Below are 26,714 nucleotides of genomic sequence, written 5' to 3'. Positions count from 1 at the left end.
TCCGACATGAAGCGGTCGATGCCCAGGATCAGCGCAAGGCCCGCCACCGGCACGTGCCCCACGGCCGACAGCGTGGCCGCCAGCACGATGAAGCCGCTGCCCGTGACGCCCGCCGCACCCTTCGAGGTGAGCAGCAGCACGGCCAGCAGGGTGATCTCCTGCGTGAGCGTCATCGGCGTGTTGGTGGCCTGTGCGATGAACACGGCCGCCATGGTCAGGTAGATCGACGTGCCGTCGAGATTGAACGAGTAGCCGGTGGGAATGACGAGGCCCACGCAGGTCTTGTTGGCGCCCAGGTTCTCCATCTTCTCCATCATGCGCGGCAGCACCGATTCGCTCGACGACGTGCCCAGCACGATCAGCAGCTCTTCCTTGATGTACTTGATGAACTTCCAGATGCTGAAGCCGTGGAAGCGCGCGATGAGTCCCAGCACCACGAAGATGAACAGCAGGCAGGTCAGGTAGAAGGTGCCCATCAGCTTGCCGAGCGAGAACAGGCTGCCCAGGCCGTACTTGCCGATGGTGAATGCCATCGCACCGAAGGCGCCGATGGGCGCGAGCTTCATGATGTAGTTGACGATGCCGAAGAGCACGTGCGAGCCTTTCTCGATCACGTCGAACACCAGCGTGCCGCGGCCGCCGAAGCGGTGCAGCGCGAAGCCGAACAGCACCGCGATCAGCAGCACCTGCAGGATCTCGCCCTTGGCGAAGGCGTCGACCACCGTGCTCGGAATGACGTTGAGCAGGAAGTCGACCGTGCCGGTCATCTTTCCCGGGCCGGTGTAGGCCGCGATGCTCTTGGTGTCGAGCGTGGCCGGGTCGATGTTCATGCCGGCGCCGGGTTTGAGCAGGTTCACCAGCACCAGGCCGACCAGCAGCGCGATACTGCTGACGATCTCGAAGTACAGCAGCGCCAGCCCGCCGGTCTTGCCTACCTTCTTCATGTCCTCCATGCCGGCGATGCCCACCACCACCGTGCAGAAGATGATCGGCGCGATGATCATCTTGATCAGCTTGATGAAGCCGTCGCCCAGCGGCTTCATCGCCTCGCCCGTCGCCGGGTAGAAGTAGCCGAGCAGCACGCCGATGATCACCGCGGTGATCACCTGCACGTAGAGGGAACGGTAGATCGGGAGCTTTCTGGCGGGTGTGGTTGTTGTGCTTTCCATGGCTTGCCTTCCGGAGGGTTTGGAAACTGTAGGACGCATATCGGCCGCTTTCTATCCGTGGAACCCGCATCGATGAAATGAAAAAACCCGCCGAAGCGGGTCTTGTCGATCAGGTACAGGTCCGCATGCTCAGTGCATGTGCAGGCCGCCGTTGACCGAGAAGTCGGCCCCCGTGCTGTAGCCGCCCTCGTCGGTGGCGAGCCACGCGATGATCGAGGCGATTTCGCTCGGTTCGCCCAGGCGCTTGACCGGGATGGTGGCGACGATCTTGTCGAGCACTTCCTGTCGGATGGCCTTGACCATGTCGGTGCCGATGTAGCCCGGGCTCACGGTGTTGACCGTCACGCCCTTGCTGGCCAGCTCCTGCGCCAGCGCCATGGTGAAGCCGTGCATGCCGGCCTTGGCCGCCGAGTAGTTGGTCTGGCCCGCCTGGCCCTTGGCGCCGTTGACCGAGCTGATGTTGATGATGCGGCCCCAGCCCTTCTCGACCATGTCGCCCACCACCTGCTTGGTGACGTTGAACATGCTGTTGAGGTTGGTCTCGATCACCGCGCTCCAGTCCTCGGGCGTCATCTTGAGGAACATGCGGTCCCGCGTGATGCCGGCGTTGTTGACCAGCACGTCGATCGGGCCGTGCGCGGCCTTGGCGGCGGAGAAGGCCTCGACGGTGGATTGCCAGTCGCCGACATTGCCGACCGACGCATGGAACTCGAAGCCTTCGGCTTTCTGTTCGGCCAGCCACTTGGCGTGGTCGCGCGTGGGGCCGCATCCGGCGACCACGGTGAACCCGTCCTTGTGCAGACGCTGGCAGATGGCAGTTCCGATGCCACCCATGCCTCCGGTGACATATGCAACTTTCTTGCTCATGAGATTTCCTTTATGTACATAGCAAAAGCCTGAACGGCCGCCTTCACTCTAGCGAGTTTCAAGCCGTGGTCCTCTGAGGAAAACACTGAGCCGAGCTTGCAACCAGCTGTCACGAAGCGACCTTCGTGCCCGGGCTCTATCCTCGCATCTGTACGCTCTCGCGCAAGCGTCATCGCCAACCTTATTACCAAGGAGTCGAAAGTATGAATTTCGGGATCATCGTCTTCCCCGAGGTCGAGGAACTCGACTTTGTCGGCCCCTGGGAAATGCTCACCATGTGGAGCAAGCTGGCCGGCGGTCCCGAGCATTGCCTGATCGTGGCCGAAAAGCGCGAACCGGTGGTCTGCGCCAAGGGGCTGTCCATCAACCCGCACGTGTCCTTCGCTGACTGCCCGCCGCTCGATCATCTGCTGGTGCCCGGCGGCATGGGCACGCGACGCGAGGTCGACAATCCCGCAATGACCCGTTTCCTCGCCGACCAGGCGCCGGGATGCCAAACGCTGATGTCGGTATGCACCGGCGCCTTCGTGCTGCACGCGGCCGGGCTGCTCTCGGGCAAGACCGCCACCACGCACTGGGGATCGCTGGACCGCCTGCGCGCACTGGGCGACGTGAAGGTGGTCGAGCAGCGCTTCGTGCAGGACGGCAACGTCTGGACATCGGCGGGGGTATCGGCCGGTACCGATCTGATGCTGGCCTTCATCGCCCACACCGCCGGCGATGAAGCCGCCGCCCGGGTGCAGCTGCAGGCCGAGTATTACCCGGCGGATACGGTATACGGCAGTACCGCGAGCCACGAGCGCGCGCCGGCCTACGTGACGCGTCCGGGCACGCCCTTCAAGACGCCATGAGCGCCGTTCCCCTGCCCGAACTTCTGTCCGTACTGGCCGCGCGCGTCGGCGAAACGCTGCGCGCGCGGGGCCAGACGGTGTCGGTCGTCGAGTCTTCGGCCGGCGGCCTCGTGTCTGCCGCCCTGCTCGCCATTCCCGGTGCATCGGCCTACTTCCGCGGCGGCGCGGTCGTCTATTCGCGGCGCGCCGGCCGCGCGCTGCTGGGCCTGACCGCGGAAGACATGGCCGGCATGCGCGGGGAAACCGAGCCCTACGCCCGGCTCGTGGCAGGCCGGGTGCGCGACACCCATCACACGACTTGGGGCATCGCCGAAAGCGGTGCGGCCGGCCCGTCGGGCAGTCCGTATGGCGATGCGCCGGGGCACGTGTGCGTCGCCGTGGTCGGTGGGGTCACGGTGAGCCGGACTATCGAGACCGGCGACACGGACCGTCCGAGGAACATGGAGGTGTTCGCGCGGCACCTGCTCGCGCTGTTCGACGAGACGCTGCGGGCGCAGCCGCAGACACCGCCCGCCTGAGAGATTCAATCCGCCTGCACGCCCGCTGCGCGGATCACCTTGCCCCATTTCTCGATCTCCGCCGCGAGGTGCGTGCGCAGGCCTTCCGGCGTCTGCTTGTCGAGCGGCACGATCTCCGAGCTGAGTTCGGCCAGCCGGTGCTTGACCATGTCGTCCTGCAGCGCGGCGCGCAGGGCGACGTTGAGCTTCTCGAGCACTGCGGGCGGCGTGCCCTTGGGCGCGTAGATGCCGTGCCACACCTTCACGTCGAAGCCCTTGAGCCCCTGTTCGTCGAGCGTGGGAATGGTCGGCATGCTCGACAGCCGCCTTGGCGTGGTCACGCCGAACACCTTCACGCGATTGCCGTCCTTGATGACCGGCGCGGTCTGCGTGGTCTGGTCGCACAGCAGGTCGACCTGCCCGCCCATGAGGTCGTTGAGCGCCGGGCCCGCGCCCTTGTAGGGCACGGTGGTCAGCTGAACGCCGATCTGGTTCATGAACAGCAGGCCGCACAGCTGCGACACCGCGCCCACGCCCGCATTGGCCAGCGTCACCTTGTCCTTGTGGGCCTTCACGTAAGCCAGCAGCTCCTGGTAGTTGTTGGCGGGGAAGTCCTTGCGCGACAGCAGCGTCATCGGCACGTCCATCACCTGGCCGATGTATTCGAAATCTTTCAACGGGTCGTAGTTGAGCTTCTTGTAGAGCGCGGGCGCGGTGGCCATGCCCATGTGATGGATCAGGATGGTGTAGCCGTTGGGCGCCGCCTTGGCCACCCGCGTGGGCGCGATGGTGCCGCCCGCGCCCACCGTGTTCTCGACGATCACGGTCTGGCCCAGCGACTTGCCCATGGGAATGGCCAGCATGCGCGCCACCACGTCCGTCGGGCCGCCGGCGGAGTACGGCACGACCAGGGTGACGGGCTTGTCGGGCCACGCAGCCTGTGCGGCCGCCGGTGACTGAAAGGCAAGCAGGCAGGCGCTCGCCGCGGCCGCGAGCAGGGCCTTGGATTTCCAGGTCTTCGTTGCTGTCACTTCGTTGTCTCCTTCTGGGGGTTATTTATTTACGGATGTTCGAGCGCGAGCAGGCGTTCGGCCAGGCGCACCACGGGCGCGTCGACCATGCGGCCGTCCAGGCTGACGACTCCGCCGCCGGCTGCGCGCACGGCATCGATCACGCGACGGGCCCATGCCACTTCGTCGGCGCTCGGGCCGAGCGCGGCGTGCACCGGCGCGACCTGATCGGGGTGGATGCACAGCTTGGCGCCGAAGCCGCCGCGCCGGGCGCGTGCGGTGTCGGCCGCAAGCCTTGGCGCATCGCGCCAGTCGGGCGTCACGCCGTCGATGGGCGCGGGCAGGCCGGCGCGGCGCGAGGCCAGCAGCAGCGCGAGGCGCACCGGCACGAGTTCGGCTTCGTCCGCATCGCAGGCCAGGCCGAGGTCGGCCTGGAAATCCAGGTTGCCGAACGCCAGGCGCAGCACCTGCGGGCCAGCCGCGAGCTCATCGACCGCCGACAGGCCTTCAGCCGACTCGATCAACGGCACCAGCACGCCCTTCGGGCCGATGGCTTCCGCAATCCTGGACAGATGAGCCGCGCGCTCCGCCTTGGGCAGCACGACGCCGGCAATCAAGCCTTGCGCCGCCAGTGCGCCGACCTGCGCGCAATCGTCTTCATGCCACGGCGTGCCGGCAGCGTTGATGCGCACCAGCAGGCGTTGCCGGTCGATCTCGGGCAGCTTGGCGAACGAGGCGGCGAGCGCCTCGCGCACCGCCACCTTGCGCTCGGGCGCCACCGCGTCTTCGAGATCGACGATCACGCCGCCCGCACCGGTCGCCAGTGCCCGCGCATGGCGCTCGGGCCGGTCGGCCGGCACGAAGAGAAAGGCGCGCGCGAGAGCAAGCGGAGCCAATGGCACGCTCACACCGCCCCTGCCTCGCGCAGCGCCGCGATGTCCGCCTCGCTGCGGCCGAGGCTGCGCAGGATGGCGTCGGAGTGCTCGCCCACCGCCGGGATCGGGTCCATGCGGTAGTCGAACGCGCTCTGCCGGCCGGCCGGCAGCAGGGCCGGGATGTTTCCGGCCGGAGACCCCACCTGCCGCCAGCGCTCGCGTGCCTGCAACTGCGGATGGGCCCACAGCCCGGCCATGTCGTTCATGCGGGCGTTGGCGATCTGCGCCGTGTCGAGCCGTTCCAGCACCTGCGCGGTGCTCAGCGCGCCGAAGGTCTCGACGATGATTGAGCGCAGAGCCTCGCGGTTGTCGTTGCGCCGCGCATTGCTGTCGAAGCGCGCATCGGCCGCGAGCCCGGTCTGCAGCAGCACCTTCTCGCAGAAGGTGCGCCATTCGCGTTCATTCTGCAGGCCCAGCATCACCGTGCCGCCATCGCCGACGGGGAACGGGCCATAGGGATAGATGGTCGCGTGCGAAGCGGCGCTGCGTGGCGGCGGCGCCGCGCCTTCGTACGCGTAGTACATCGGATAACCCATCCACTCGGCGAGCGATTCGAGCATCGACACGTCGATGTGCGAGCCCTTGCCGGTCTTGCCGCGCTGCAGCAGCGCCGCGAGGATGCCGGTGTACGCATACATGCCCGCTGCGATGTCGGCGATGGAGTTGCCCGACTTGCACGGATCGTTGGGCGTGCCCGTGACCGACAGGAAGCCGGCTTCGCTCTGGATCAGCAGGTCGTAGGCCTTCTTGTCGCGGTACGGGCCGTCTTCGCCGTAGCCCGAGATGTCGCAGACGATGAGCCGCGGATGCTTCGCCTGCAGCGCCTCGGCGCCGAGCCCCATGCGCGCCGAGGCCCCGGGTGCGAGGTTCTGCACCAGCACGTCGGCGCCGGCCAGCAGCTCCTGCAGGACCGCGAGCGCGGCGGGCTGCTTGAGGTCGAGCGTGAGGCTTTCCTTTGAGCGATTCACCCACACGAAGTGCGAGGCCTCGCCGGCCACGCGGGCGTCGTAGGCCCGCGCGAAGTCGCCTACCTCGGGGCGCTCCACCTTGATGACTCGGGCGCCGAGGTCGGCCAGCTGGCGGGTGCAGAACGGTGCGGCAATCGCGTGTTCGAGCGAGATGACGGTGATGCCGTCCAGGGGTCTTGTCATGTGTTCCTTCTCTTGTCAGGCGAGTACGGCCGTGGCCTGCATCGTGAGCCAGCCGTCGGCGTCTTCGCCCCAGAGGCTGAATGTCTTTCCATCGGCGTCCGGCTTGCCGTGCACGCGGAACGGCGCGATGTCGAAGGTCGGGCGCACGGCGCGAAATTCGAAGCGCGCGAGCAGCGCGCCCGGCACGTTGCGGCGAAGCAGGTCGACCAGCAGCGTCGCGATCAGCGGGCCATGCACGATCAGGCCCGGGTAGCCCTCGACCTGCGTCACGTAGCGGCGGTCGTAGTGGATGCGGTGGCCGTTGAAGGTCAGCGCGGAGTAGCGGAACAGCAGCACGTCGTCGGGCGCAATGTCGCGGCTGAAGGCAGCGTCTTTCGGCGCGGGCGTGGGCGGCGGGGCCTTCTCGCCAGGCGCGGCGGCGGCGCGGTAGACGATGTCGTGCTCCTCGGTCAGCGCGAGGCCGCGCTCGTTGCGCACCTCATGGCGCACGAGCACGAACACCAGCTCGCCGGTGCGGCCCGCCTTGTGCGTGACCGAGGCGATGGTCGAGGTGCGCTCCACCTTGTCGCCGACCTGCAGCGGATTGCCCGCCTCCCAGTTGAGCCGCCCGCCGGCCCACATGCGGCGCGGCAGCGGCACGGGCGGCAGGAAGCCGCCGCGCTTCGCATGGCCGTCGTCGCCGATCTCGGACTGGCGATGGTGCGGCAGGAAGTAGAGCCAGTGCCACAGCTCGGGCAGGCGCGTGCCGGCCTGCGGCAGCGGATCGTCGCGATCGAGCGTCGCGGAGAGCGCGCGCACGGGTGCGGCGGTGATGTCGTCGGCCAGCGTTTCGCTGCGGCCCTGCCAGGCCTGCAGCCTGGCCAGCGCCTCGCTGTCGATCATGGAAGGCGCCGTGTGGTTGTCGTTGCTCATGGGGCTTCCTTCAATCGACCGCAGCGCCGGAGGCCTTGACGATGCGCGCCCACTTGGCGAGATCGCCCTGCAGCAGCGCCGCGAACTGCTCGGGAGAAGTCGGCGCCGCGATCTCGACGCCCTGCTGTTCGAGCTTGTCGCGCAGGTCCTTCGAGGCGAGCGCCTTGCGCGTGGCGTCCTGCAAGGTCGCCAACACGTCGGCCGGCACGCCTGCGGGTGCGAACAGGCCGATCCACAATGTGCCGTTGTAGCCTGGCACCGCCTCGGCGATGGTCGGCACGTCGGGCAGCACGGCCGAGCGCTTGTCGCCGCTCACGGCCAGCGCGCGCAGCTTGCCGGCCTTGATGTGCGAGAGCGCAGAAGGCAGGCTCGCGAACACGATCGGCAGTTGCCCGCCCAGCACGTCGTTGAGCGCGGGCGCCACGCCCTTGTACGGCACGTGCTGCAGCGAGATGCCGGCCATGCTGTTGAGCATTTCGCCGAGCAGGTGGTTGAGCGTGCCGTTGCCGGCCGAGGCGTACTGGTAGTTGGCACCCTTCTGCCGTGCGAGCTTCAGGAACTCCGCGAGGTCCTTCGCCGGGAACGTGGGATTGACCAGCAGCACGTTGGGCACGGCGCCGATCAGGCCGACGGGCTTGAAGTCCTTCACCGGGTCGAAGCCCGGGTTCCTGTACAGCGCCGGGTTGATCGCCTGGCTGCTGCTGATGGTCATGAGCAGCGTGTAGCCGTCCTTCGGCCCCTTGGCGACAAGCTGCGTACCGATGTTGCCGCCCGCACCGGGACGGTTGTCGACCACCACGCTGGCGTTGTTCATCACCTCGCCGAGCTTCTGACCCACGAGGCGCCCGACGATGTCGTTGGTGCCTCCGGCAGCCTGCGGCACGACCAATGTGATGGGGCGCGAGGGATACGGCTGGGCGCTCGCCGGGCCCGTCGGGATCAGAAGCGCTGCCGCAGCCAGCGACAGCAGCGCACGTAGGCGGAATCTCATGTGTGGTGTCTCCATGGCCGCATGGTCGTTCGCCCTCCTCCTGCGCGCAATCTGCGATTTCGGAACCCAGCCTTCTGCATTTCCGAAGGCTCGGCGCATAACATCGCCTCATGCTTTTCGATCTCACCGACCTGCGGCTGTTCGTGGCCACGGCCGAACTCGGCAACCTCACTCGGGCCGCCGAACGCCAGCACCTGTCGCTGGCCGCCGCGAGTGCGCGCATCAAGGCGCTGGAAACACAGGCGGGCCTTCAGCTGTTGCAGCGAGAAGCCCGCGGCGTGCGGCTGCTGCCGCCGGGCGAAGCCTTCCTGCACCACGCGCGCCTCGTGCTGCACCAGACCGAACAGCTGCGCGCCGACCTGCTCGAGTACGGCGGCGGGCTGCGCGGCCACCTGCGCGTGTTCGCCAACACCACCGCGGTGACCGATTTCCTGCCCGAGATCCTGCCCGGCTTCCTCGCGCACAACCCGCGCATCAACGTCGACCTTCAGGAAAAACCGAATGCTCAGATCCCGCGGGGCGTGCTCGACGGCCGCGCCGACATCGGCATCGTCGCAGGCCGCGTCGACACGCTAGGCCTGGAGGCAATCCACTTCAGCACCGACCGGCTGGTGCTCGTCACATCGCGCAAGCACCGCTTCGCGAAGCGCCGCAGGATCGCCTTCGCCGAGACGCTCGACGAGGATGCCATCGGCATGCAGCAGGGCAGCACGCTGCAGACCTTCCTGGCGCAGATCACCGACAACCTCGGCAAGCGGCAGAAGCTGCGCATCCAGCTCGGCAGCTTCGACGCGATGTGCCGGATGATCGGCAGCGGCGTGGGCATTGGCGTGGTGCCGGAGTCGGCGGCGCGGCGCAACCAGGAGAGCATGCAGCTCGCGCTGATCGATCTCAGCGATGCGTGGTGCGTGCGCGAGCGGTATCTGCTGGTGCGGAACCGGGAGGCGCTGCCGGTCTATGCGCAGGCGCTGGTCGAAACCTTGTGCCGGCACTACGCCGAACAGCAAGCCGAAGAAGACTGAGCGTGGCCTCCCGAAAAACAGGGGACTTGCAGGCGATTGCCGAACAAGTCGATCCCGTCCCCATTTTCCGTGGACAACTTTGGGGGTAACTCACGAGGAGCCTTGTAAAACAGATTTAAGTCATTGTTTTACAAGGGTAATCCTTAGTTTGCTCAAAATTTGGGCGGTGAACAACCTGAGCGGGCAAAACGGTTCCGATGGGCCTGAAAACGGCGATGAAGAGAACTTTCCTTCAATTTCTGGAGGGCAGAAAGCCCCATCGGATCAGTGACTTACGCCCGAATCAAGAAAACCTGATGTCGTCCCCATTTTCAGTGCACAACTTTGGGGATAACTCATGGGGAGCCTTGTAAAAGGCTCATAAGTTATTGTTTTATAAAGAAATTAATCACTTTGCCCAAAAAATGGGCGGTGAACAAAGTGCTTCGCCTGGCCTGTCGCTCAGTATGGCGGTGCCTTGCGCTCACGTTGCGCTCGCGCCGCTTCGGTCCACCACGCCAGGTCGTCCGCAAAGCGGTCGAACGAGCGCTCGAGCGATTCACCCGCCGGCCCGGTCGGCTTGCCGGCCGCGTCCAGCGTCTGCGAGATCGGGCCAACCGCGAGCGTGCTCGACACGACGACCATGCCCATCTCCGACAGGATCGAATGCCACACCGTGCCCGAGCGCACGCCCGAGAAGCGCCCCGCCGAATAGCTCGCGATGGCCGCGGGCCGCCAGAACCACTCTTCGAGAAAGTGGTCGGTCAGGTTCTTCAGGCCCGGCTGCGGACCCCAGTTGTATTCGCCGGTAACGAAGACGAAGGCATCGGCTGTGCGGATCTTTTCGGCCAGCGCTTCCATCGCCGCCGGCGCGGTGCCCTTGGGATATTCCTTGTACATGCGGTCGAGCATGGGCAGGTCGACCACCTTCGCGTCCACCAACTCCACATCGTCGCCCCGCGCGCGAAGGCCGGAGACGACGTAGTCCGCCAGGCGCACGCCCATGCGATCGGAACGGTACGAACCGTAGAAGACCAGGATCCTGTCGCTCATCGCTGTTCCGTTTCGAGCTTGTCCTGGGTGCGGGTCCCGAAGTCGCCTGCGTCGTGGCGCTCGTGCAGCTGGCTCGAAGGCTGGCCCCAGGCGCGATTGACCATGCGGCCGCGCTGCACCGCCGGGCGCTGCGCGATCTCGTCGGTCCAGCGCAGCACGTTCCTGTACTCGCCCACCTGGAGGAACTCGCCCGCCTCGTACAGCTGCCCCTTGGCGAGCGTGCCGTACCAGGGCCAGACGGCCATGTCGGCAATGGTGTATTCGCTGCCCGCCAGGTAGCGGCTCTCGGCCAGCCGGCGGTCGAGCACGTCGAGCTGGCGTTTGGTCTCCATGGCGAAGCGATCGATCGCGTATTCGATCTTCGTTGGCGCATAGGCATAGAAGTGCCCGAAGCCGCCGCCCAGGTAGGGCGCGCTGCCCATCTGCCAGAACAACCACGACAGGCATTCGGCGCGGGCTGCCCGCTCGGTCGGCAGAAAGGCATTGCCGAACTTCTCGGCCAGGTACTGCAGGATCGCGCCGGACTCGAACACGCGGATGGGCGTAGCGCCGCTGCGGTCCATCAGCGCGGGGATCTTGGAATTCGGGTTCACCGCCACGAAGCCGCTGCCGAACTGGTCGCCGTCGCTGATGCGGATCAGCCAGGCGTCGTACTCGGCGCCGGTGTGGCCGAGCGCCAGCAGTTCTTCGAGCATCACCGTCACTTTCACGCCGTTCGGTGTCGCGAGCGAATAGAGTTGCAGCGGATGCTTCCCTATCGGCAGGTCTTTCTCATGGGTGGCACCCGCGATCGGGCGATTGATGTTCGCGAAACGGCCGCCGCTTTCCTTGTTCCAGGACCAGACGGTGGGCGGCGTGTAGGCTGTCGTGCCATTCATGCGATGAGTTCCAGGAGTTGGACAGACGATGATCATTCTCTACGACTGCGCCACCGCGCCGAGTCCGCGGCGCGCCCGCATCCTGCTTGCCGAAAAGGGCATTGCCCATGAAACGGTGCAGGTCGACCTGGCACATGGTGAGCAATTGGGTGCAGCCTACCGCGCGATCAACCCGCAATGCACGGTGCCCGCGCTGCGCACCGAGGAAGACGGGCTGCTGACCGACAACGCCGCCATCGCGGCCTGGCTGGAGGCCCGCTACCCGGAGCCACCGCTGATGGGCCGCACGCCCAAGGAAAAGGCCGAGATCGCCAACTGGAACTGGCGCATCGAATTCGAAGGCCTGCTGGCCATTGCCGAGACGCTGCGCAACGGTTCACCGGCCATGGCCAATCGGGCACTGCCCGGCCCTGTGGACTATGCGCAGATTCCCGAGCTGGCACAGCGCGGGCTGGCACGTGTGCAGCATTTCTTCGAGAGGCTGAACGAACGGCTGGCCGGCCGCGAGTTCGTCGCCACCGACCGATTCAGCCTGGCCGACATCACCGCCGTGGTGGCGGTGGACTTTGCCCGCGTGGTGCGGGTCAAGCCCGGGGAACAGCACCCCGAGCTGCTGCGCTGGCGCGCTGCGATGGCGCAGCGCCCGTCGATGTCGCGCTGAGCGGCACGACGGCGCGCCGGGCGCTGTGGATCAGCGCTCGATGGTCAGGGCCACGCCCATGCCCCCGCCGATGCACAGCGAGGCAATGCCCTTCTTGGCGTTCTGGCGCTGCATTTCGTGCAGCAGCGTCACCAGGATGCGGCAGCCCGACGCGCCGATGGGGTGGCCGATGGCGATGGCGCCGCCGTTGACGTTCACCTTGTTCACGTCCCAGCCCATTTCACGGTTCACGGCGCAGGCCTGCGCGGCGAAGGCTTCGTTGATCTCGAGCAGGTCGAGGTCGGCCGCCTTCCAGCCCGCGCGCTGCAGCGCCTTGGTCGATGCAGGCACCGGGCCCATGCCCATGATGGCCGGATCGAGGCCGGCGGTGGCGTAGCTGGCGATACGGCCCAGCGGCTTCAGGCCGAGCGCGGCGGCTTTCTTGGCAGTCATCACCATCACGGCGGCAGCCCCGTCGTTCAGGCCCGAGGCATTGCCCGCGGTCACGCCGCCGGCCTTGTCGAAGGCGGGACGCAGGCCGGCCAGGCCTTCGGCGTTGGTCTTGCGGTTGATGAATTCGTCCTTGTCGAAGACGACGGGATCGCCCTTCTTCTGCGGAATGCTCACGCCGACGATCTCGTCCTTGAACTTGCCGGCGTCCTGCGCGGCGGCGGCCTTGGTCTGGCTGCCCAGGGCCAGCTCGTCCTGCGCGGCGCGGCTGATTTCGTACTTCTTGGCCACGTTCTCGGCCGTGATGCCCATGTGGTACTGGTTGTAGACGTCCCACAGGCCGTCCACGATCATGGTGTCGACCATCTTCCAGTCGCCCATGCGCTGGCCGTTGCGCGAGTTGGGCAGCACGTGGGGCGCTGCGCTCATGTTTTCCTGGCCGCCGGCGATGACGATCTCGCTGTCGCCCGTGGCCACGGCCTGGGCCGCCAGCATCACGGCCTTCAGGCCCGAGCCGCACACGGCGTTGATGGTGAGCGCCGGCGTTTCCTTGGCGCCGCCGCTCTTGAGCCACGCCTGGCGCGCGGGGTTCTGGCCGGCGCCGGCCGCCAGCACCTGGCCCATGATGGCCTCGCCGACCTGTTCGGCGGTGAGGTTCGCGCGGGCAATCACTTCCTTGATCACGAGGGCGCCCAGCTCGGTGGCGGGAATGCCGGCGAGCGAGCCGCCGAACTTGCCGACTGCCGTGCGTGCAGCCGAAACGATGACGATGTCTTCCATGAGGTTCTCCGTTGAAGTGATCTGAAATTCGAGGTGAGAGGGATCAGGCGCGAGCCTTGACGTAGCGGCCCGGCGCCGGCTCGATGGCCTTGTAAGCCTTGCCGTTGCCGTAAGCCTTGGGCGCGGGGATCTGTTTGCCCGCGTGGCCCTTGAGCCATTGTGCCCAGTCGGTCCACCAGCTGCCGGGATGCTCCTGCGCGCCGGCGAGCCATTCGGCCTGCGTCTTCGGGAACTTGCCGTCGTCGCGGATCCAGTGGCTGCGCTTTTTCTTGGCGGGCGGGTTGATCACGCCTGCGATGTGGCCCGAGGCGCCCATCACGAAACGCTTCTTGCCCGGCAACAGTTGCGTGGAGGCATACGCGCCGCCGATGGGCACGATGTGGTCTTCGCGCGAGCCGTAGATGTAGGCCGGGATGTCGATGTTGCCGAGGTCGATCTTCTGCCCGCATACCGTCAGCGCATTCGGCTTGGCCAGCTTGTTCTCGTGGTACGTGTTGCGCAGGTACCAGGCATAGAACGGGCCCGGCAGGTTGGTCGCGTCGCTGTTCCAGTACAGCAGGTCGAAGGGCGGCGGGGTCTCGCCCTTCAGGTAGTTGCCGACCACGTAGTTCCACACGAGGTCGTTGGGCCGCAGGAAGCTGAAGGTCGAGGCCAGGTCGCCGCCCGGCAGCAGTCCGCCCTTGCCGAGCTGCATTTCGCGGTACGCCACCATCTGCTCATCCACGAAGATGTCGAGGATGCCGGTGTCGCTGAAGTCGAGGAAGGTGGTCAGCAGCGTGACCGATGCGGCCGGCTTCTCGCCGCGCGCCGCGAGCACGGCCAGCGCGGTGCTTAGGATGGTGCCGCCCACGCAGAAGCCCAGTGTGTTGATCTGGTTGCTTCCGCTGATCTCCTGCACCGTGTGGATCGCCTTGATGGCGGCGTTCTCGATGTAGTCGTCCCAGGTGGCCTTGTCCATCGACTCGTCGGGGTTGCGCCAGCTCACCACAAACACGCGGTGGCCCTGATCGTTCGCATAGCGGATCAGCGAGTTCTCGGGCTGCAGGTCGAGGATGTAGAACTTGTTGATGCACGGCGGCACCAGCAGGAACGGCCGCTCGTACACCTTGGGGGTGAGCGGCTTGTATTCGAGCAGCTGGAAGAACTCGTTCTCGAACACCACGGCGCCTTCGGTGGTGGCCACGTTGCGCCCCACCTCGAAGGCGCTCTCGTCGGTCATGCTGACGTGGCCCTGCTTCATGTCGTGCAGCAGGTTCTGGATGCCCTTGGCGATGCTCTCGCCCTGCGTGTCGATGGCCTTCTTCTGCGCTTCGGCATTGAAGGCCAGCGAGTTGCTGGGCGACGAGGCCGCCATCCATTGCTCGACCGCGAAGCGCAGGCGCGCCTTGGTCTTTTCGTCGGCGTCGATGGCCTCGGCCATGCCGAGCATGGTGCGGCCATTGAGCAGGTACACGGCCGCCGAGAAGGCCGACAGCGGGTTGCGGCCCCAGGCGTCGCCAGCGAAGCGCTTGTCGCCTTCGGGCTTGGCGCCGAAGCCCTGGCGCCAGAGTTCGGTGGCTTCCGCCATGTACTGCTGCTGGATGGACTGGAGCTTTTCGGGGTCGATGGAGAATTTTGGCAGCTCGGGCATCTTCGCGGCCTGCGGCAATTGCCATAGCGGCGTGCCGCCGCCGTTGAAGGCCGAAGCCCCTTGCGCGGCGGACTGCCGGAAAGCTTCCAGCGCCTGGGTCCATCCCTCGGTCATTGCCTGCTGGAAGGGCGCGAACGCATCGGCCCCCGTGGCTTGTTGCTTCATCATGTCTCCTGGTCCTCGCCTGAGTCGAAACGGATGGCTTGCGTGTTTTGAGTATCCTGCATTTCACGGGGCCCTCACAACGCCGCTTCCTTGCTTACCAACTGAAACTACTTGTGTTTATCCATCTGATCGTCATCGGTTGGTTGTACGTCGCCCTGATGATGGCGGTGGCCGAGGCCACCAACACCACAGGCACGGTGCTGGGCGCCATCTTCACATTTCTTTTGTACGGATTGGTGCCGGTGGCACTGGTGGTTTACCTGATGGGCACTCCGGGCCGCCGCCGCGCGATGAGGCAACGCGAGGCCGAGGCACAGGAAGCCGCCCGGCGTGCCGCAACCGAGAAATCGGCGCCGCCGGTCGCAGGCTCAGGCCTTCTTCCAGACCAGGGCGGCGAAGCGGCCGCTGACGCTGTCCCGCCGGTGCGAAAAGAACCTTGAGGGATTGGCGACGGTGCACCAGCCGTCGCTGCCGTCGTTGCCATGGACGGCCTCGATACCCACCGCGTGCAGCCGCTGGCGCGCCAGTGCGGGCAGGTCGGCCAGCCATTTCCCGGTGGCAGCCGCGGGCCTGAAGCAGGACGCCGCTTCGGGCGCATGCGCCTCGAAGGCAGCCCTGACCTCGGGGCCGACCTCGAAGGCCTTGGGCCCGATGCACGGGCCCAGCCAGGCGATGACGCGGGCCGCGCCATCGGCCTCGAAGGCCTTGGCGGTCTGTTCGAGCACACCGCCCGCCAGCCCGCGCCAGCCGGCATGCGCGGCCGCCACGCGGTGGCCCGCTTCGTCGGTGAAGAGCACGGGCAGGCAATCGGCCACCATGATCGTGCAGGCCAGGCCGCCGGCAGTGGCCGTGCAGGCATCACCAACGGTGCCGTCGCGCACCGCGTCCTGTGCGGCGTCGAGCGAGACGACGCCGGTGCCGTGCACCTGCTGCAGGAAGACCGGACCCGCTCCGATGGCCGCGCGCAAGCGGTTCCGGTTCTCCGCCACATGCGCGGGCTGGTCGCCCACGTGGTCGCCGAGGTTCAGGCTCTCGTAGCGCCCCAGCGAAACCCCGCCGTCGCGCGTGGTGCACACGGCCCGCACGTTCGGCGGCGCGGGCCAGTCGGGGACGAGCCAGCGCTCGTTCATGGGGCTCAGGCTTCCGCGTCGGGCGCCTGCGAGGGCTGCGCGCGCTGGAAGGCGTCGAGCTCCATGCAGGCCTCGAAGGCGGCCATGGTGCGCGGCAGGCCGCTGAAGTCGCAGTCGAAGCGGCGGCCGTTGAAGATCTGCGGCACCAGGCAGCAATCGGCCATGGTGGGTGTGTTGCCCCAGCAGTAGATGCCGGCTGGGTGCTGCGCAAGCTGACGCTCGAAGGCCAGCATGCCGTCGCGCACCCAGTGGCGGTACCAGGCGTTCTTGGCCGCATCGTCGAGCTTCAGCTCTTTCACGAGGTACTTGAGCACGCGCAGGTTGTTGAGCGGATGGATCTCGCAGGCGATCGACTGCGACAGTGCGCGCACGTGGGCGCGGCCCACCGGATCGGTCGGCAGCAACGCCGGCTCGGGGTGCACTTCGTCGAGGTATTCGATGATCGCCATCGATTGCGAGAAGCGCTCGCCCTCGTCCTCCAGCAGGGGCACCAGCATGTCGGCCGAGATGGCGGAGTAAGGGCCGGTGCGGTGGTCGCCGCGCGCGATGTGCACGGGGATGTACTCGAAATCGAGGCCCTTCAGGTTGAGGGCGATGCGCACGCGGAACGAGGAGGAGGAACGGAAATAGTTGTGCAGCTTCATGATTTCCCAAGCATAGCGCTCCGTCACGGGCGCGGCACGGCCCTTCAGCGCGCCGTTCTGGCCGGCTTCTATTGTGGACCTCCCGCCTCTGGCACACTGCCGATCTCCCGCTTAGGTTTCGCTGAAAAGGACACGTCGCAATGGCTTCCGAGTTCGTCTTCGCCCCGCCCGCCACCGTCTCGGTGCCGGTGGCCGGCCAGCCCGCCCGCTTCCCGGTGCACCGCATCTACTGCGTGGGCCGCAACTACGAAGATCACGCCAAGGAAATGGGCTTCACCGGCCGCGAGCCGCCCTTCTTCTTCATGAAGCCGGCCGATGCGCTGGTGGTGGTCGACGCGGGCCAGACCGGCACCATGTCCTACCCCTCGCTCACGAAGAACCTGCATCACGAGATCGAGCTGGTCGTGGCCATCGGCACGGGTGGCAAGAACATCCTGGCGGCCGATGCGCACAAGCACATCTACGGCTACGCCGTCGGCCTCGACATGACGCGCCGCGACTTGCAGAACGACATGAAGAAACAGGGCCGCCCCTGGGACATCGGCAAGAGCTTCGAGCAGAGCGCACCCATCGGCCCGATCGTGCCCGTGGCGCAGGCCGGCAATGCGGAAAAAGCCGAGATCTCCCTGCAGGTGAACGGCACCGACCGCCAGCGCAGCAACGTGGGCAAGCTGATCTGGAACGTCGCCGAGACCATCGAGCACCTGTCGGCCGCGTGGGAGCTGCAGCCCGGCGACCTGATCTTCACCGGCACGCCCGAAGGCGTGGCCGCGGTGGTGGCCGGAGACACGCTCGTGGGCGAAGTCGCGGGCCTGCCCAAGCTGACCGTCAAGATCGCCTGAAGACGGCAGCCGGCTCCATGCTCCTGCGCGTACCCATCAAGCATTGCAAGAACTGCGGCACCGCGGTGGTCTACCGCGTGCCGGACGACGGCGACACCAAGCAGCGCGCCGTCTGCCCGGCCTGCCACACCATCCACTACGAGAACCCGCTGAACGTGGTGGGCACCATCCCGGTCCTGGGCGACAAGGTGTTGCTGTGCAAGCGCAACATCGAACCGCGCTGGGGCAAGTGGACGCTGCCGGCCGGCTTCATGGAGCTCGAGGAAACCACCGCCCAGGGCGCGGCCCGTGAGACCGACGAAGAGGCCGGCGCCCACTATGTGATGGAGGGCCTGTTCTCCGTCATCAGCGTGGTGCGCGTGGGCCAGGTGCACATGTTCTACCGGGCCCGGTTGCTCGACGACAGGTTCGACCCAGGCCACGAGACCATCGAGGCCAGGCTCTTCGCCGAAGAAGAGATTCCCTGGGACGAGATCGCCTTTCGCACCGTGCGCGAGACGCTCGAGCACTACTTCGAGGACCGGCGCCGCGGCAGCTTCGACCGAGTCCACACGTTCGACATCGTCTGAACCCGCAGCGCCCCATGACACTTCGCTCCACCCTTCTTCGCGCCGCGATCGGCTTCGGATTCATCCTGGCCGCGACGGCGCAGGCGGAAACCGTGGGCGACGTCGACACCGCCTTCAAGCTCATCGGCCCGGACCACAAGATCGTGATCGAGGCCTACGACGACCCCAAGGTCAGCGGCGTGACCTGCTACGTCTCGCGCGCCAAGACCGGCGGGCTGGCCGGCGCCTTCGGCGTGGCCGAGGACAAGGCCGAGGCCTCCATCGCCTGCCGCCAGGTCGGCCCCGTGAGCATCACGCAGCCGCTACCCAAGCGCGAGGAGGTCTACAGCGAGCGGCTGTCGGTGCTCTTCAAGCGCCTGCGCGTGGTGCGCATGGTCGACCCGAAGCGCAACACGCTGGTCTACCTGACCTACTCCGACCTGCTGATCGACGGTTCGCCCAAGAACAGCGTGACGGCGGTGCCCATCGACCGCGGCACACCGATCCCGCTCAAGTAGCGCCCGGGGGCCGATGGCCCCTTCACAGCCGGTTGCTCTTTCGCGGGGCGCCGTCGCGGCAGTTTGCTAGCATCGCCCGCGTGGCCTCCCCCCGCGGGCCGCGGCGAGCCAGATCGCCGGAACCCTCCGCAACGAAACCGTTCCAACACAGCGCCATGCATCTTCAGACTTTTGTTTCCCGTATCGCCGCCCTGGCCATGGTTGCCGCGAGCCTCGCGGCCTGTACCACCACCGACCTCAACGCGCCGCGGCCCGGCCCCTCGGTCACTCCCCCCGTGCAAAGACCCACCGCGATGTTCGTGCGCCCCGCCACCGGCGCGACGCTGGCGCGCTTCGACGGCGTGCGCACCAAGGGCATCGACATCGCCGGCAACCTGGGCGATCCGGTCGTCGCCTCGGCCGACGGCCGCGTGGTGTACGTGGGTGGCGAGCTGCCGGCCTACGGCAACATGATCATCGTCAAGCACAACGAGACCTTCCTCACCGCCTACGCGCACTTGCAGACCATCCTGGTGAAGGAGAACCAGGTGGTCCGACAGGGCGAGAAGATCGGCGAGATGGGCAAGAGCAACGCCGACCGCGTGAAGCTGCGCTTCGAGATCCGCAAGAACGGCACGGCCGTGAACCCCGAGCCGTATCTCAACGGATTGCTTCAGCAATGACAGGCGGCGCCCGCCGCCCATGAAAAAAAAGCCCCTCGCGGGGCTTTTTTCTTTCAGAGCGCGTCATGCCGAAGCCCTGGCCTCGCCGGCTAGAGCAGGCTCTCGGGCACCAGCGGCGCCAGCAACTCCAGCTTCCAGCGCGACCAGAAATCCGTTTCGGGCTCCTGGTGCAGGATGGTGTCGGCCGCGTCCCCCGTGGCCGGGCTCACCCATTCGATAGCGCCCGTCGGTCCCAGCTGCAGCTGATAGGCGCCGTCCAGCCGGATGAAGCCGATCAGGCTGGTGAGCTGTTGGGCGATCTGCGGGCTGAAGATGAAGATGCCGACCTCGGTGTTGTGCAGCATCGAACGCGGATCGAAGTTCATCGAGCCGATGAACACGATCTTGCGGTCGATCACCGCCGACTTGCCGTGCAGCCGGCCGCTGGCCGAGCCGTACATGCCGAAGCGCCTGGTCTGCTCCACCCGCTTGGGGCTCAGTTCGTACAGCTCCACGCCCAGGCGCAACATCTCCGCGCGGTAGCGGCGGTAGCCGATGTGCACCAGCGACTCGTCGGTGGCCGCCAGCGAGTTGGTGACGATGCTGTAGCCCACGCCGTTGCCGCGCACGAGGCGGATCGTCTCCATGCCGCCGCGCCCCGGAATAAGGTAGGGCGTGGTCTGCATGATCTCGTTCTCGGCACCGCGCAGGTAGCGGCGCACGTTGTAGAGCACGCTGTCCTTCGATTGGTCGGCGGGCAGGCCGCGCGCTTCGTCCGTCGGCGCAAGCGCCTTGGCCGGCGCGTCGGCGTAGGCCTCGGCGCGCGCCCAGACCAGCTTGAGCGCACCCGCGTCCAGGTCCTTGGCCAGCGGGTTGTTGCCCAGCAGGTCGGTGGAGGCAAGCTCCTCGGGGTGCAGCTGCTCGGGGCCGGTGGTCAGTTTGTCGAAGCGCTCGCGCAGCTGCTGCGGCGTTTCGCCCGTGGCGGGCACCAGCGATTCGATGGGGTAGACGTACGGGCTGCTCCAGTACATGTCGAACAGCGACGACAGCCTGGGCACCACAGCGCCGGCCACCAGCGTGTCGATGTCGATGAAGTTCGAGCCCCCGTCGCGCAGGAAGTACTCGTTGGCCATGTTGCGCCCGCCCATGACGCCGATGACGTTGTCCACCACATAGAGCTTGTTGTGCATGCGGCGGTGCACACGGTCGAAGTCCAGTATCGACCAGGCCCAGCGCGTGCCGAAGCGGCCCCGCCCCGCGGGGAACGGGTTGAAGAACCGCACCTCGACGTTCGGATGCGCGGCGAAGCTGGCGAAGAGCGGGTCGGCGCCAGCCGTGTAGAGATCGTCCACCAGCAGCCGCACGCGCACGCCGCGGTCGGCCGCATCGCGCAGGGCACGCAGCAGGTAGCGGCCGGTCTCGTCGTTCTGCACGAGGTAGTACTGCACGTCGATGGAGCGCTGCGCGCGGCGCGCGAGCTCGATGCGCGCGTGCAGCGAAAACTGTGGCATGGGCAGCAGCCTGAATCCGCTGAGCGGCTCGCCGGGCGGGGCAGCCGCCTGCACGAGACGGCCCAGGGTGGTGTCCGCGCCATCGCTGATTGCCACGGAGGGTTTGCGCTGCACGTCGGCAGGCAGTCCGGCGCAGCCGGCCATGCACAGCGCAACGATGCCGAGCAGCAGCCACGCCAGCCACCGGGCGCACGGTTCGTCGGCAGCCCGACAGGGGAAATTCGGCATGAAAAACAGAGGTGGGTTGGAGCGTGGATCGAAAAGCTCGCGGTTTCTACCACGCGCCTGTCGAACGTGCTGCACCGCCGATCGCGTCCGGGTTCAGTGCCCGCGCGTCGGCTCCCATTGCCTGACGAAGTGATCCGCCCGCAGCGTGGCCCGCTCTACCGCCGCATCCCACGACAGCTGCTGGGTGATCACCAGGGCACAGCGCGGAATGCCGCCCAGGCTCAGCTCGCAGATGCCGGCATAAGTGCCGCTGGGTGTGCGCATGAGCTCGATCCAACCCGTCCAGCCTTCTGGAACGCTGAGAGCGACTCGAGCGCTGGCCATGATGAATACACCCTACCCTTTTTGTAACGCAGCGCCATGAATTGAAACCCTAAGCACTACAAATATTCGTCAGGCGGAGACTAAAGGCAGCACTCACGAACAGCATCCCTCGAATATGGGGGCCGGCACATGCCTCCGCTTTTCAGCAAAGATCGAGGGGCATGAACACAAAGACCAATTCCGCAGCGGGCAGGCCGGCCACCCTCGCGCTGTTCGACGACCCGCCGCGCGAGGGGCGCGAACGGCTCGGGCCCGGGGCCTTCGTGCTGCCCGGCCTCGCCCTGCCCTTCGTCGATGCGCTCCTGCCGGCCATCGAAGGGCTGGCGGAACGCGCGCCGTTCCGCCACCTCGTCACACCGGGCGGCTTCACCATGTCCGTGGCGCTGACCAACTGCGGCGCGCTGGGCTGGACCAGCGACCGGCGCGGCTACCGCTACAGCGCCGCCGATCCCGACACCGGCAAGCCGTGGCCCGCCATGCCCGAGCCATTCACGCGGCTGGCGCGCGAGGCGGCCTCGGCAGCCGGCTTCGACGGCTTCGCGCCCGACGCCTGCCTTGTCAACCGCTACGCGCCCGGCGCACGCCTGTCGCTGCACCAGGACAGGGACGAGCGCGACTACGGCGCCCCCATCGTCTCGGTGTCGCTCGGCATGCCTGCCGTGTTCCTGTTCGGTGGACTGGCGCGTGGCGACAAGGCGGCGCGCATTCCTCTGATGCATGGCGACGTGGTGGTCTGGGGCGGCGAAGACCGGCTGCGCTACCACGGCGTGCTGCCACTGAAGGATGAACCGCATCCGCTGCTGGGCGCGATCCGCATCAACCTCACATTCCGCAAGGCGGGGTGACACGCATGCAGGCGACCGGCAAGACAAGGAAGATATCGAAGAGGTCTTTCCTGAGGGGGGCAGCCTGCAAGTTGCGCAACGACCGTCGCCAACGGCCTACAGACAACTCCCCCTCGCCGCGCCATGTTGCAAGCCATGACACATCCCATCGAACTCACCATCGTGGAGCCGCTGCCGGGCGCCTTTGTCTGGCAGTTGCTCGAAACCGACGACGCAGGAGCACACCCGCGCGTGCTGCGCAGGGCTTACGACGCAGCGGAAAGTTATGAGCTGGCGCTCTCGGCCGGCCAGCGGGCGCTGCAAAGCGAGATCCGGCACCGCGTGCCTGCCGGCCACGGTTGAGTGGAACGCTACGCCTTACAGCCTTGGGGCTCAGGCGTGCAATGCGAAGTCGTCGACCGTGAGCGTGATGGCGCCGCGCTGCCCCGCCTGGTAGCGGGCAATCGCCACGGGCTCGATGACGTGGAAGTACCGCCTGCACGTTTCCAGCAGGCCCTCTCCCATTTCGCGTGCACCGAATTCGTCGTGCAGGGTTTCCTCTGAAATCTGCGCGACGACGCGCGGCCCGTCAGGGCCTTCGGGGTAGAAGGCAAATCGCACGCTCGCCGTGTCGAAGCAATAGATGCCTTCGAAGTTCATCTCTGGTGTCTCCTTGTGAAGCGGCGGCGATTGGACGCGTGTGCCGCGGCGGCAGGGAGCGGAAATCAGCGCATCTCCGTGCAGGACATTTCCTACAGGCAACAGGGAGCGCGCTTGCATCCGGAAACGGTTCCGGCCTCCGTTGCAAGGCGTCGATGCAGCGAAGATCAGGCCTCCAATTTCCTCGCTCACGGAGCACCTGATTCGATGATGACCGCCACGATCACGCGCCCTGCACCTCGATGCGCCGCTGCATGCGCCCTCGCCGCCTCGCTCCTGCTGGGCGCGTGCACCGGAACCAGCGAGGCCCAGCGCCAGGCCACCGCCAGCACGCCGCCGCCCACCGATTGCACCGCCTGGGTCGGTGCCGACCGCAACGCCATGATGGGCGGCTATCTGCTGCCGCAAGGCCAGAAAAACAGCACAGGCACCAAGGTCTGCGTACCGGTGCTGACGACAGCCAACCGCGCGCCCGCCGGCTACGCGGGCGGCGACTATCACATCGGCGAATTCACCGACGACAAGCTCAAGGCCCGCTGGCGCGCCTGCAAGGAAGACCCGGCCTGCTTCAAGCGCATTGACGCGCAGATGCAGCGCTGGCTGCCGCCCAACAAGGAGCGCGCCACGCGCTCGACCGGCGTGGTCGACCCTTCCGGCAAGATCGATCCGGACGGCCAGGTCGACCTGAAGCAGATCCGCCGGCCCGCCTTCTTCGCCAAGGCGCCGTACCGCGAGGGCATCGCGGAGGCCGACGCCCGCACCTACATCGTCGAATTCACCGCGCCGCGCGACACCTTCGAGCGCATCGACCTCAAGATGACCGGCGACATCAAGCTGCGCGGCTGGTACATCGAAGGCGCCGGCGTCGATGACGGCAAGGGCAGGAAGGTGCGCGCGCTGGCCATCATGGCGCCGGGCGGCGGCGGGCAGCTCACGGCCGTCCAGCATCCGGACGAAGCTGCGTACCGCATCGACGAGAAGACCGGCAGGACCGTGCCCATCAGTTTTCCCAACGCGACCACCGAGACCATGGGCCAGCGCTGGTGGCGCGAGAACCTGTACGCGCTCAACCAGGCCGGCTTCGACGTGCTGGCCTACGACCGGCGCGGCGAGGGACTGTCGGGCGGCTTCAGCGACACCAACACGCTGGAGCAAGGCGAGGACGTGTTCCGCGCGCTCGCCGCCCTGGACACCGGGCGCGGCCTGCGCATCCTCACGCCGAAGGGCGAGGTGCTCGAAGGCAACGCCACCCGGGGCCGGCTGCTGGCGGGCATGGCGTCGAGCGAAATTCCGCTGGTGCTCGGCGGCTATTCGCGCGGCTCGATGTCCACTGCGTGGGCCATGACCCGCAACTACGTGGCGCAGTGCAGCTTCGACATGCCCGAGCCCAACTGCACGCCGCCCAAGGGCCTGCGGAACATCCGCGGCGCGATATTGCTGTCGTCGTTCGCCAGTGGCGCGGGCTACGTGGGCGATTCGCCCGACCTGGCCGATCGCAACCTGTTCCTGGGCGGCATGGCGGCCGAGCACCACATCGCGTTCTATCCGAACTCGTCCACGCTCGCGGGCATGGACCGCTGGCCGGCGGCCTTCTTCGGCAAGGGCCTGTGGGACCGCGCGGAAACGCTCGAAGGCACGGTGGCCGCCTACAACCGCATCCGCGGCGTGAAGGAGATCGTGCTGGCGCGCGGGCCGCATTCGATCGAGACCTGGCCCGCCTCCGATCAGGCCTACCTGCGCGAGCGCATGGTGGTGTTCGCGAAGGCGGTGATCGTCGGCGGGCGTACCATCCCGGGCGCTCGGCCCTGGAAGGACTTCAAGTCGCTGGTCGCAACCACGCCTGACTCGTGGGAGCCGTCGTCGCGGCCCAAGGCGCCTTGAGCGGCCACCGCACGCGCTTGCCGGGGGCGCCCGTCACGGCCGGGTTGAAAACCTCCGGCACGCCGCCACCTCCTCTGGGATCCAGGCGACTGAAAGAGGTGCTCCATGGGCGCGCGCGACGAATTCATTCTTGACTCCTACTCGGCCACCGTCACGCGGGTGGCGCACACCGCCAGCGCGGCGGTCGCGCACATCAAGGTCCGCAAGGCGGCTCAGCGCGGCAACGCAGCCTCCCACGGCAGCGGCTCGGGCTTCCTGTTCACGCCCGACGGCTTTTCGCTCAGCAACGCCCACGTGGTCGAGGGCGCAACCGAGTTGCGCGCCGCGTTCGCCGACGGCACCGAAAGCATCGCGCGCCTGGTGGGGCTGGACGCCTCGACCGACATCGCGGTGCTGCGCATCGAGTCGCACCCGGGGGCTTTCCTGCCGCTGGGCAGCTCGGCCACCCTGCAGCCCGGCCAGCTGGCCGTGGCGGTCGGCAACCCGCTCGGCTTCGATTTCACCGTGACCGCGGGCATCGTGAGTGCGCTGGGGCGCAGCCTGCCGGCACGCGGCGGCCGGATGATCGAGGACGTGATCCAGACCGACGTGGCCCTCAACCCCGGCAACTCGGGCGGCCCGCTGCTCGACAGCGCGGCGCAGGTGATCGGCGTGAATACGGCGGTGATCCCGTCGGCGCAAGGCCTGAGCTTCGCGGTGGCCATCGACACCGCGCGCTGGGTGGCCGGCGAGCTGATGCGCCATGGCGCAGTGCGCCGCGGCAAGCTGGGCGTGCAGTGTGCGGCGGTGGCGCTGCCCAGGCGCTGGGTGCGCGAGAACGAATGGCCCGTGGCCACCGGCGTGCGTGTGGTCGAGGTGGTGGCCGGCTCGGCCGCGGCGCGCGACGGGCTGCGCAGCGGCGACATCCTCATCGGATGCGACGGGATACCGCTTGCCCAGCTGTCCGACCTGCTCAAGCGGCTGGCGGGCGAAGGGTACGGGCGGCCGCTGCTGCTCAAGCTGCTGCGGCCGGTGGCCGGGACGCTGACGCCGTTCTACATCACGGTATCGCCGGCAGGCTGAGATGAAGACCGGCCGGCGCAACGACAATAGGCGCCTGCAGCGAAGCACCCGTCCAGGAGAAAACCTTGTCCACCGTCACCATCACCCCTCAAGTCAACGCCGGCAACGACGCCCCCTTCGTCCTCTTCGGCGGTGTCAACGTTCTCGAATCGAAGGACCTGGCACTGCGCTCCGCCGAGGAGTACGTGCGTGTCACGCAGAAGCTGGGCATTCCCTACGTCTTCAAGGGCAGCTTCGACAAGGCCAACCGCTCCTCCATCCACTCCTACCGCGGTCCCGGCCTGGATGAAGGCCTGAAGATCCTGCAGGCCGTGAAAGACAGCTTCGGTGTTCCCGTGCTGACCGACGTGCACGAGATCGCGCAAGCAGCGCCTGTCGCCGAAGTGGTCGACGTGCTGCAGCTGCCCGCCTTCCTCGCGCGCCAGACCGACCTCGTGGTGGCGCTGGCCAGGACCGGCCGCGTCATCAACATCAAGAAGCCGCAGTTCCTGAGCCCATCGCAGATGCTCAACATCGTCGAGAAATTCAAGGAGGCCGGCAACGACAAGCTCATCCTGTGCGACCGCGGCACCTGCTTCGGCTACGACAACCTCGTGGTCGACATGCTGGGCTTCGGCGTCATGAAGAAGGTCACGCAGAACCTGCCCGTCATCTTCGACGTGACCCATGCGCTGCAGCAGCGCGAAGCCGGCGCCGCCGCATCGGGCGGCCGCCGCGAACAGGTGGCCGACCTGGCGCGCGCCGGCATGGCGGTAGGCCTGGCCGGTCTTTTCCTCGAAGCCCACCCGGACCCGGCGCAAGCCAAGTGCGACGGCCCGAGCGCGCTGCCGCTGGACAAGCTCGAACCGTTCCTGGCGCAGATCAAGGCGCTGGACGATCTGGTCAAGTCGTTCGCACCCCTGAATATCTGAAGAACCCATC

At 67.1% G+C, this 26,714-nt stretch carries 30 protein-coding genes; 14 read left to right on the top strand and 16 right to left on the bottom strand.

The genetic code is table 11. The features are described from left to right. A partial coding sequence (locus AC1DFC_RS11820; RefSeq protein WP_478179290.1) for a dicarboxylate/amino acid:cation symporter occupies nt 1-1,169 on the bottom strand: 1,169 nt, incomplete at its 3' end. A 129-nt stretch (nt 1,170-1,298) separates the two neighbouring features. Beyond that, nucleotides 1,299-2,036: an acetoacetyl-CoA reductase gene (gene phbB, locus AC1DFC_RS11815; RefSeq protein WP_007833119.1), complete on the bottom strand. Its 738-nt coding sequence runs from the start codon at nt 2,034-2,036 to the stop codon at nt 1,299-1,301. A 203-nt stretch (nt 2,037-2,239) separates the two neighbouring features. Here phbB and AC1DFC_RS11810 point away from each other — a divergent pair, with 203 nt between their 5' ends. Both AC1DFC_RS11810 and AC1DFC_RS11805 read left to right on the top strand, forming a co-directional pair. Continuing rightward, complete coding sequence (locus tag AC1DFC_RS11810; RefSeq protein WP_007833117.1) at nt 2,240-2,887, top strand: DJ-1/PfpI family protein; 648 nt, start codon at nt 2,240-2,242, stop codon at nt 2,885-2,887. Continuing rightward, nucleotides 2,884-3,405, top strand: coding sequence for a CinA family protein (locus AC1DFC_RS11805; RefSeq protein WP_007833116.1), 522 nt, complete (start codon nt 2,884-2,886; stop codon nt 3,403-3,405). Before AC1DFC_RS11810 ends, AC1DFC_RS11805 begins: the two co-directional genes overlap by 4 nt. 5 nt (nt 3,406-3,410) lie before the next feature. Here the strand turns inward: AC1DFC_RS11805 and AC1DFC_RS11800 are convergent, their stop codons facing one another. Genes AC1DFC_RS11800 through AC1DFC_RS11780 form a run of 5 tightly spaced genes read right to left on the bottom strand, consistent with a single transcriptional unit; the run spans nt 3,411 to nt 8,383 of the window. Then, nucleotides 3,411-4,415, bottom strand: coding sequence for a tripartite tricarboxylate transporter substrate-binding protein (locus AC1DFC_RS11800; protein WP_413335364.1), 1,005 nt, complete (start codon nt 4,413-4,415; stop codon nt 3,411-3,413). A gap of 29 nt (nt 4,416-4,444) precedes the next feature. Beyond that, nucleotides 4,445-5,296: an HpcH/HpaI aldolase/citrate lyase family protein gene (locus AC1DFC_RS11795; protein ID WP_478179295.1), complete on the bottom strand. Its 852-nt coding sequence runs from the start codon at nt 5,294-5,296 to the stop codon at nt 4,445-4,447. A gap of 2 nt (nt 5,297-5,298) precedes the next feature. Then, on the bottom strand, nt 5,299-6,480 hold the full coding sequence (locus tag AC1DFC_RS11790; protein ID WP_478179289.1) for a CaiB/BaiF CoA transferase family protein: 1,182 nt from the start codon (nt 6,478-6,480) through the stop codon (nt 5,299-5,301). Between the two features lie 15 nt (nt 6,481-6,495). Further along, nucleotides 6,496-7,392 carry an HTD2 family dehydratase gene (locus AC1DFC_RS11785; protein WP_007833111.1) on the bottom strand — a complete coding sequence of 299 codons (897 nt, stop codon included), beginning with the start codon at nt 7,390-7,392 and terminating at the stop codon, nt 6,496-6,498. 10 nt (nt 7,393-7,402) lie between these two features. Then, on the bottom strand, nt 7,403-8,383 hold the full coding sequence (locus AC1DFC_RS11780; RefSeq protein ID WP_478179288.1) for a tripartite tricarboxylate transporter substrate binding protein: 981 nt from the start codon (nt 8,381-8,383) through the stop codon (nt 7,403-7,405). Between the two features lie 110 nt (nt 8,384-8,493). Here AC1DFC_RS11780 and AC1DFC_RS11775 point away from each other — a divergent pair, with 110 nt between their 5' ends. After that, entirely contained in the window at nt 8,494-9,405 is a 912-nt protein-coding gene (locus AC1DFC_RS11775; RefSeq protein WP_007833108.1) for a LysR family transcriptional regulator, read from the top strand. 441 nt (nt 9,406-9,846) lie between these two features. Here the strand turns inward: AC1DFC_RS11775 and AC1DFC_RS11770 are convergent, their stop codons facing one another. Beyond that, nucleotides 9,847-10,437, bottom strand: a complete 591-nt coding sequence (locus tag AC1DFC_RS11770; RefSeq protein ID WP_478179287.1) for an NADPH-dependent FMN reductase — start codon at nt 10,435-10,437, stop codon at nt 9,847-9,849. Continuing rightward, nucleotides 10,434-11,315: a glutathione-dependent disulfide-bond oxidoreductase gene (yghU, locus tag AC1DFC_RS11765; protein WP_007833104.1), complete on the bottom strand. Its 882-nt coding sequence runs from the start codon at nt 11,313-11,315 to the stop codon at nt 10,434-10,436. The genes AC1DFC_RS11770 and yghU overlap by 4 nt, the downstream gene beginning before the upstream one ends. 28 nt (nt 11,316-11,343) lie before the next feature. On the opposite strand from yghU, the gene AC1DFC_RS11760 reads away from it, so the two are divergent. Beyond that, on the top strand, nt 11,344-11,976 hold the full coding sequence (locus tag AC1DFC_RS11760; protein ID WP_413335371.1) for a glutathione S-transferase family protein: 633 nt from the start codon (nt 11,344-11,346) through the stop codon (nt 11,974-11,976). 30 nt (nt 11,977-12,006) lie between these two features. On the opposite strand, the gene AC1DFC_RS11755 is transcribed toward AC1DFC_RS11760, so the two are convergent. Together AC1DFC_RS11755 and phaC are read right to left on the bottom strand one after the other, a co-directional pair. After that, nucleotides 12,007-13,185, bottom strand: a complete 1,179-nt coding sequence (locus tag AC1DFC_RS11755) for an acetyl-CoA C-acetyltransferase (RefSeq protein ID WP_007833100.1) — start codon at nt 13,183-13,185, stop codon at nt 12,007-12,009. A gap of 43 nt (nt 13,186-13,228) precedes the next feature. Continuing rightward, a complete protein-coding gene (gene phaC, locus AC1DFC_RS11750; RefSeq protein ID WP_478179294.1) occupies nt 13,229-14,980 on the bottom strand; it encodes a class I poly(R)-hydroxyalkanoic acid synthase in 1,752 nt (583 codons plus the stop codon). A gap of 113 nt (nt 14,981-15,093) precedes the next feature. Between phaC and AC1DFC_RS11745 the strand changes: the two genes are divergently transcribed. Beyond that, nucleotides 15,094-15,420, top strand: a complete 327-nt coding sequence (locus AC1DFC_RS11745; RefSeq protein ID WP_081502654.1) for a hypothetical protein — start codon at nt 15,094-15,096, stop codon at nt 15,418-15,420. On the opposite strand, the gene pgeF is transcribed toward AC1DFC_RS11745, so the two are convergent. Both pgeF and maiA read right to left on the bottom strand, forming a co-directional pair. Beyond that, nucleotides 15,349-16,110: a peptidoglycan editing factor PgeF gene (gene pgeF, locus AC1DFC_RS11740; RefSeq protein WP_007833093.1), complete on the bottom strand. Its 762-nt coding sequence runs from the start codon at nt 16,108-16,110 to the stop codon at nt 15,349-15,351. The genes AC1DFC_RS11745 and pgeF overlap by 72 nt on opposite strands. Nucleotides 16,111-16,115: 5 nt before the next feature. Then, nucleotides 16,116-16,754, bottom strand: coding sequence for a maleylacetoacetate isomerase (maiA, locus tag AC1DFC_RS11735; protein ID WP_007833091.1), 639 nt, complete (start codon nt 16,752-16,754; stop codon nt 16,116-16,118). 140 nt (nt 16,755-16,894) lie between these two features. On the opposite strand from maiA, the gene AC1DFC_RS11730 reads away from it, so the two are divergent. From AC1DFC_RS11730 to AC1DFC_RS11715, 4 genes are all read left to right on the top strand, one after another. After that, nucleotides 16,895-17,596: a fumarylacetoacetate hydrolase family protein gene (locus tag AC1DFC_RS11730; RefSeq protein WP_007833089.1), complete on the top strand. Its 702-nt coding sequence runs from the start codon at nt 16,895-16,897 to the stop codon at nt 17,594-17,596. Between the two features lie 17 nt (nt 17,597-17,613). Then, nucleotides 17,614-18,165 carry an NUDIX hydrolase gene (locus AC1DFC_RS11725; RefSeq protein WP_007833088.1) on the top strand — a complete coding sequence of 184 codons (552 nt, stop codon included), beginning with the start codon at nt 17,614-17,616 and terminating at the stop codon, nt 18,163-18,165. Nucleotides 18,166-18,179: 14 nt separating this feature from the next. Continuing rightward, nucleotides 18,180-18,662 (top strand): CreA family protein, encoded by a 483-nt coding sequence (locus AC1DFC_RS11720; RefSeq protein WP_478179286.1) that lies wholly within the window; start codon nt 18,180-18,182, stop codon nt 18,660-18,662. A 155-nt stretch (nt 18,663-18,817) separates the two neighbouring features. After that, a complete protein-coding gene (locus AC1DFC_RS11715; RefSeq protein ID WP_478179285.1) occupies nt 18,818-19,324 on the top strand; it encodes a murein hydrolase activator EnvC family protein in 507 nt (168 codons plus the stop codon). 89 nt (nt 19,325-19,413) lie between these two features. Here the strand turns inward: AC1DFC_RS11715 and AC1DFC_RS11710 are convergent, their stop codons facing one another. Next, nucleotides 19,414-21,042 (bottom strand): phospholipase D family protein, encoded by a 1,629-nt coding sequence (locus AC1DFC_RS11710; protein ID WP_478179284.1) that lies wholly within the window; start codon nt 21,040-21,042, stop codon nt 19,414-19,416. A gap of 93 nt (nt 21,043-21,135) precedes the next feature. Next, nucleotides 21,136-21,366, bottom strand: a complete 231-nt coding sequence (locus AC1DFC_RS11705; RefSeq protein WP_042673331.1) for a hypothetical protein — start codon at nt 21,364-21,366, stop codon at nt 21,136-21,138. A 161-nt stretch (nt 21,367-21,527) separates the two neighbouring features. On the opposite strand from AC1DFC_RS11705, the gene alkB reads away from it, so the two are divergent. Together alkB and AC1DFC_RS11695 are read left to right on the top strand one after the other, a co-directional pair. Continuing rightward, complete coding sequence (gene alkB / locus AC1DFC_RS11700; RefSeq protein ID WP_478179283.1) at nt 21,528-22,211, top strand: DNA oxidative demethylase AlkB; 684 nt, start codon at nt 21,528-21,530, stop codon at nt 22,209-22,211. A 135-nt stretch (nt 22,212-22,346) separates the two neighbouring features. Beyond that, on the top strand, nt 22,347-22,553 hold the full coding sequence (locus AC1DFC_RS11695) for a hypothetical protein (protein ID WP_413312755.1): 207 nt from the start codon (nt 22,347-22,349) through the stop codon (nt 22,551-22,553). Nucleotides 22,554-22,583: 30 nt separating this feature from the next. Here the strand turns inward: AC1DFC_RS11695 and AC1DFC_RS11690 are convergent, their stop codons facing one another. Beyond that, a complete protein-coding gene (locus AC1DFC_RS11690) occupies nt 22,584-22,850 on the bottom strand; it encodes a hypothetical protein (protein WP_007833071.1) in 267 nt (88 codons plus the stop codon). A 207-nt stretch (nt 22,851-23,057) separates the two neighbouring features. Between AC1DFC_RS11690 and AC1DFC_RS11685 the strand changes: the two genes are divergently transcribed. From AC1DFC_RS11685 to kdsA, 3 genes are all read left to right on the top strand, one after another. Continuing rightward, a complete protein-coding gene (locus tag AC1DFC_RS11685) occupies nt 23,058-24,731 on the top strand; it encodes an alpha/beta hydrolase (RefSeq protein ID WP_478179282.1) in 1,674 nt (557 codons plus the stop codon). 105 nt (nt 24,732-24,836) lie between these two features. Next, entirely contained in the window at nt 24,837-25,793 is a 957-nt protein-coding gene (locus tag AC1DFC_RS11680) for a S1C family serine protease (RefSeq protein ID WP_478179281.1), read from the top strand. Nucleotides 25,794-25,858: 65 nt separating this feature from the next. Further along, a complete protein-coding gene (kdsA, locus tag AC1DFC_RS11675) occupies nt 25,859-26,704 on the top strand; it encodes a 3-deoxy-8-phosphooctulonate synthase (protein ID WP_007833068.1) in 846 nt (281 codons plus the stop codon). The last annotated feature ends 10 nt before the right edge of the window (nt 26,705-26,714 follow it).

This window comes from Variovorax sp. 10L421, assembly GCF_056395365.1.
This window is presented reverse-complemented; position numbering and strand designations above follow the sequence as displayed.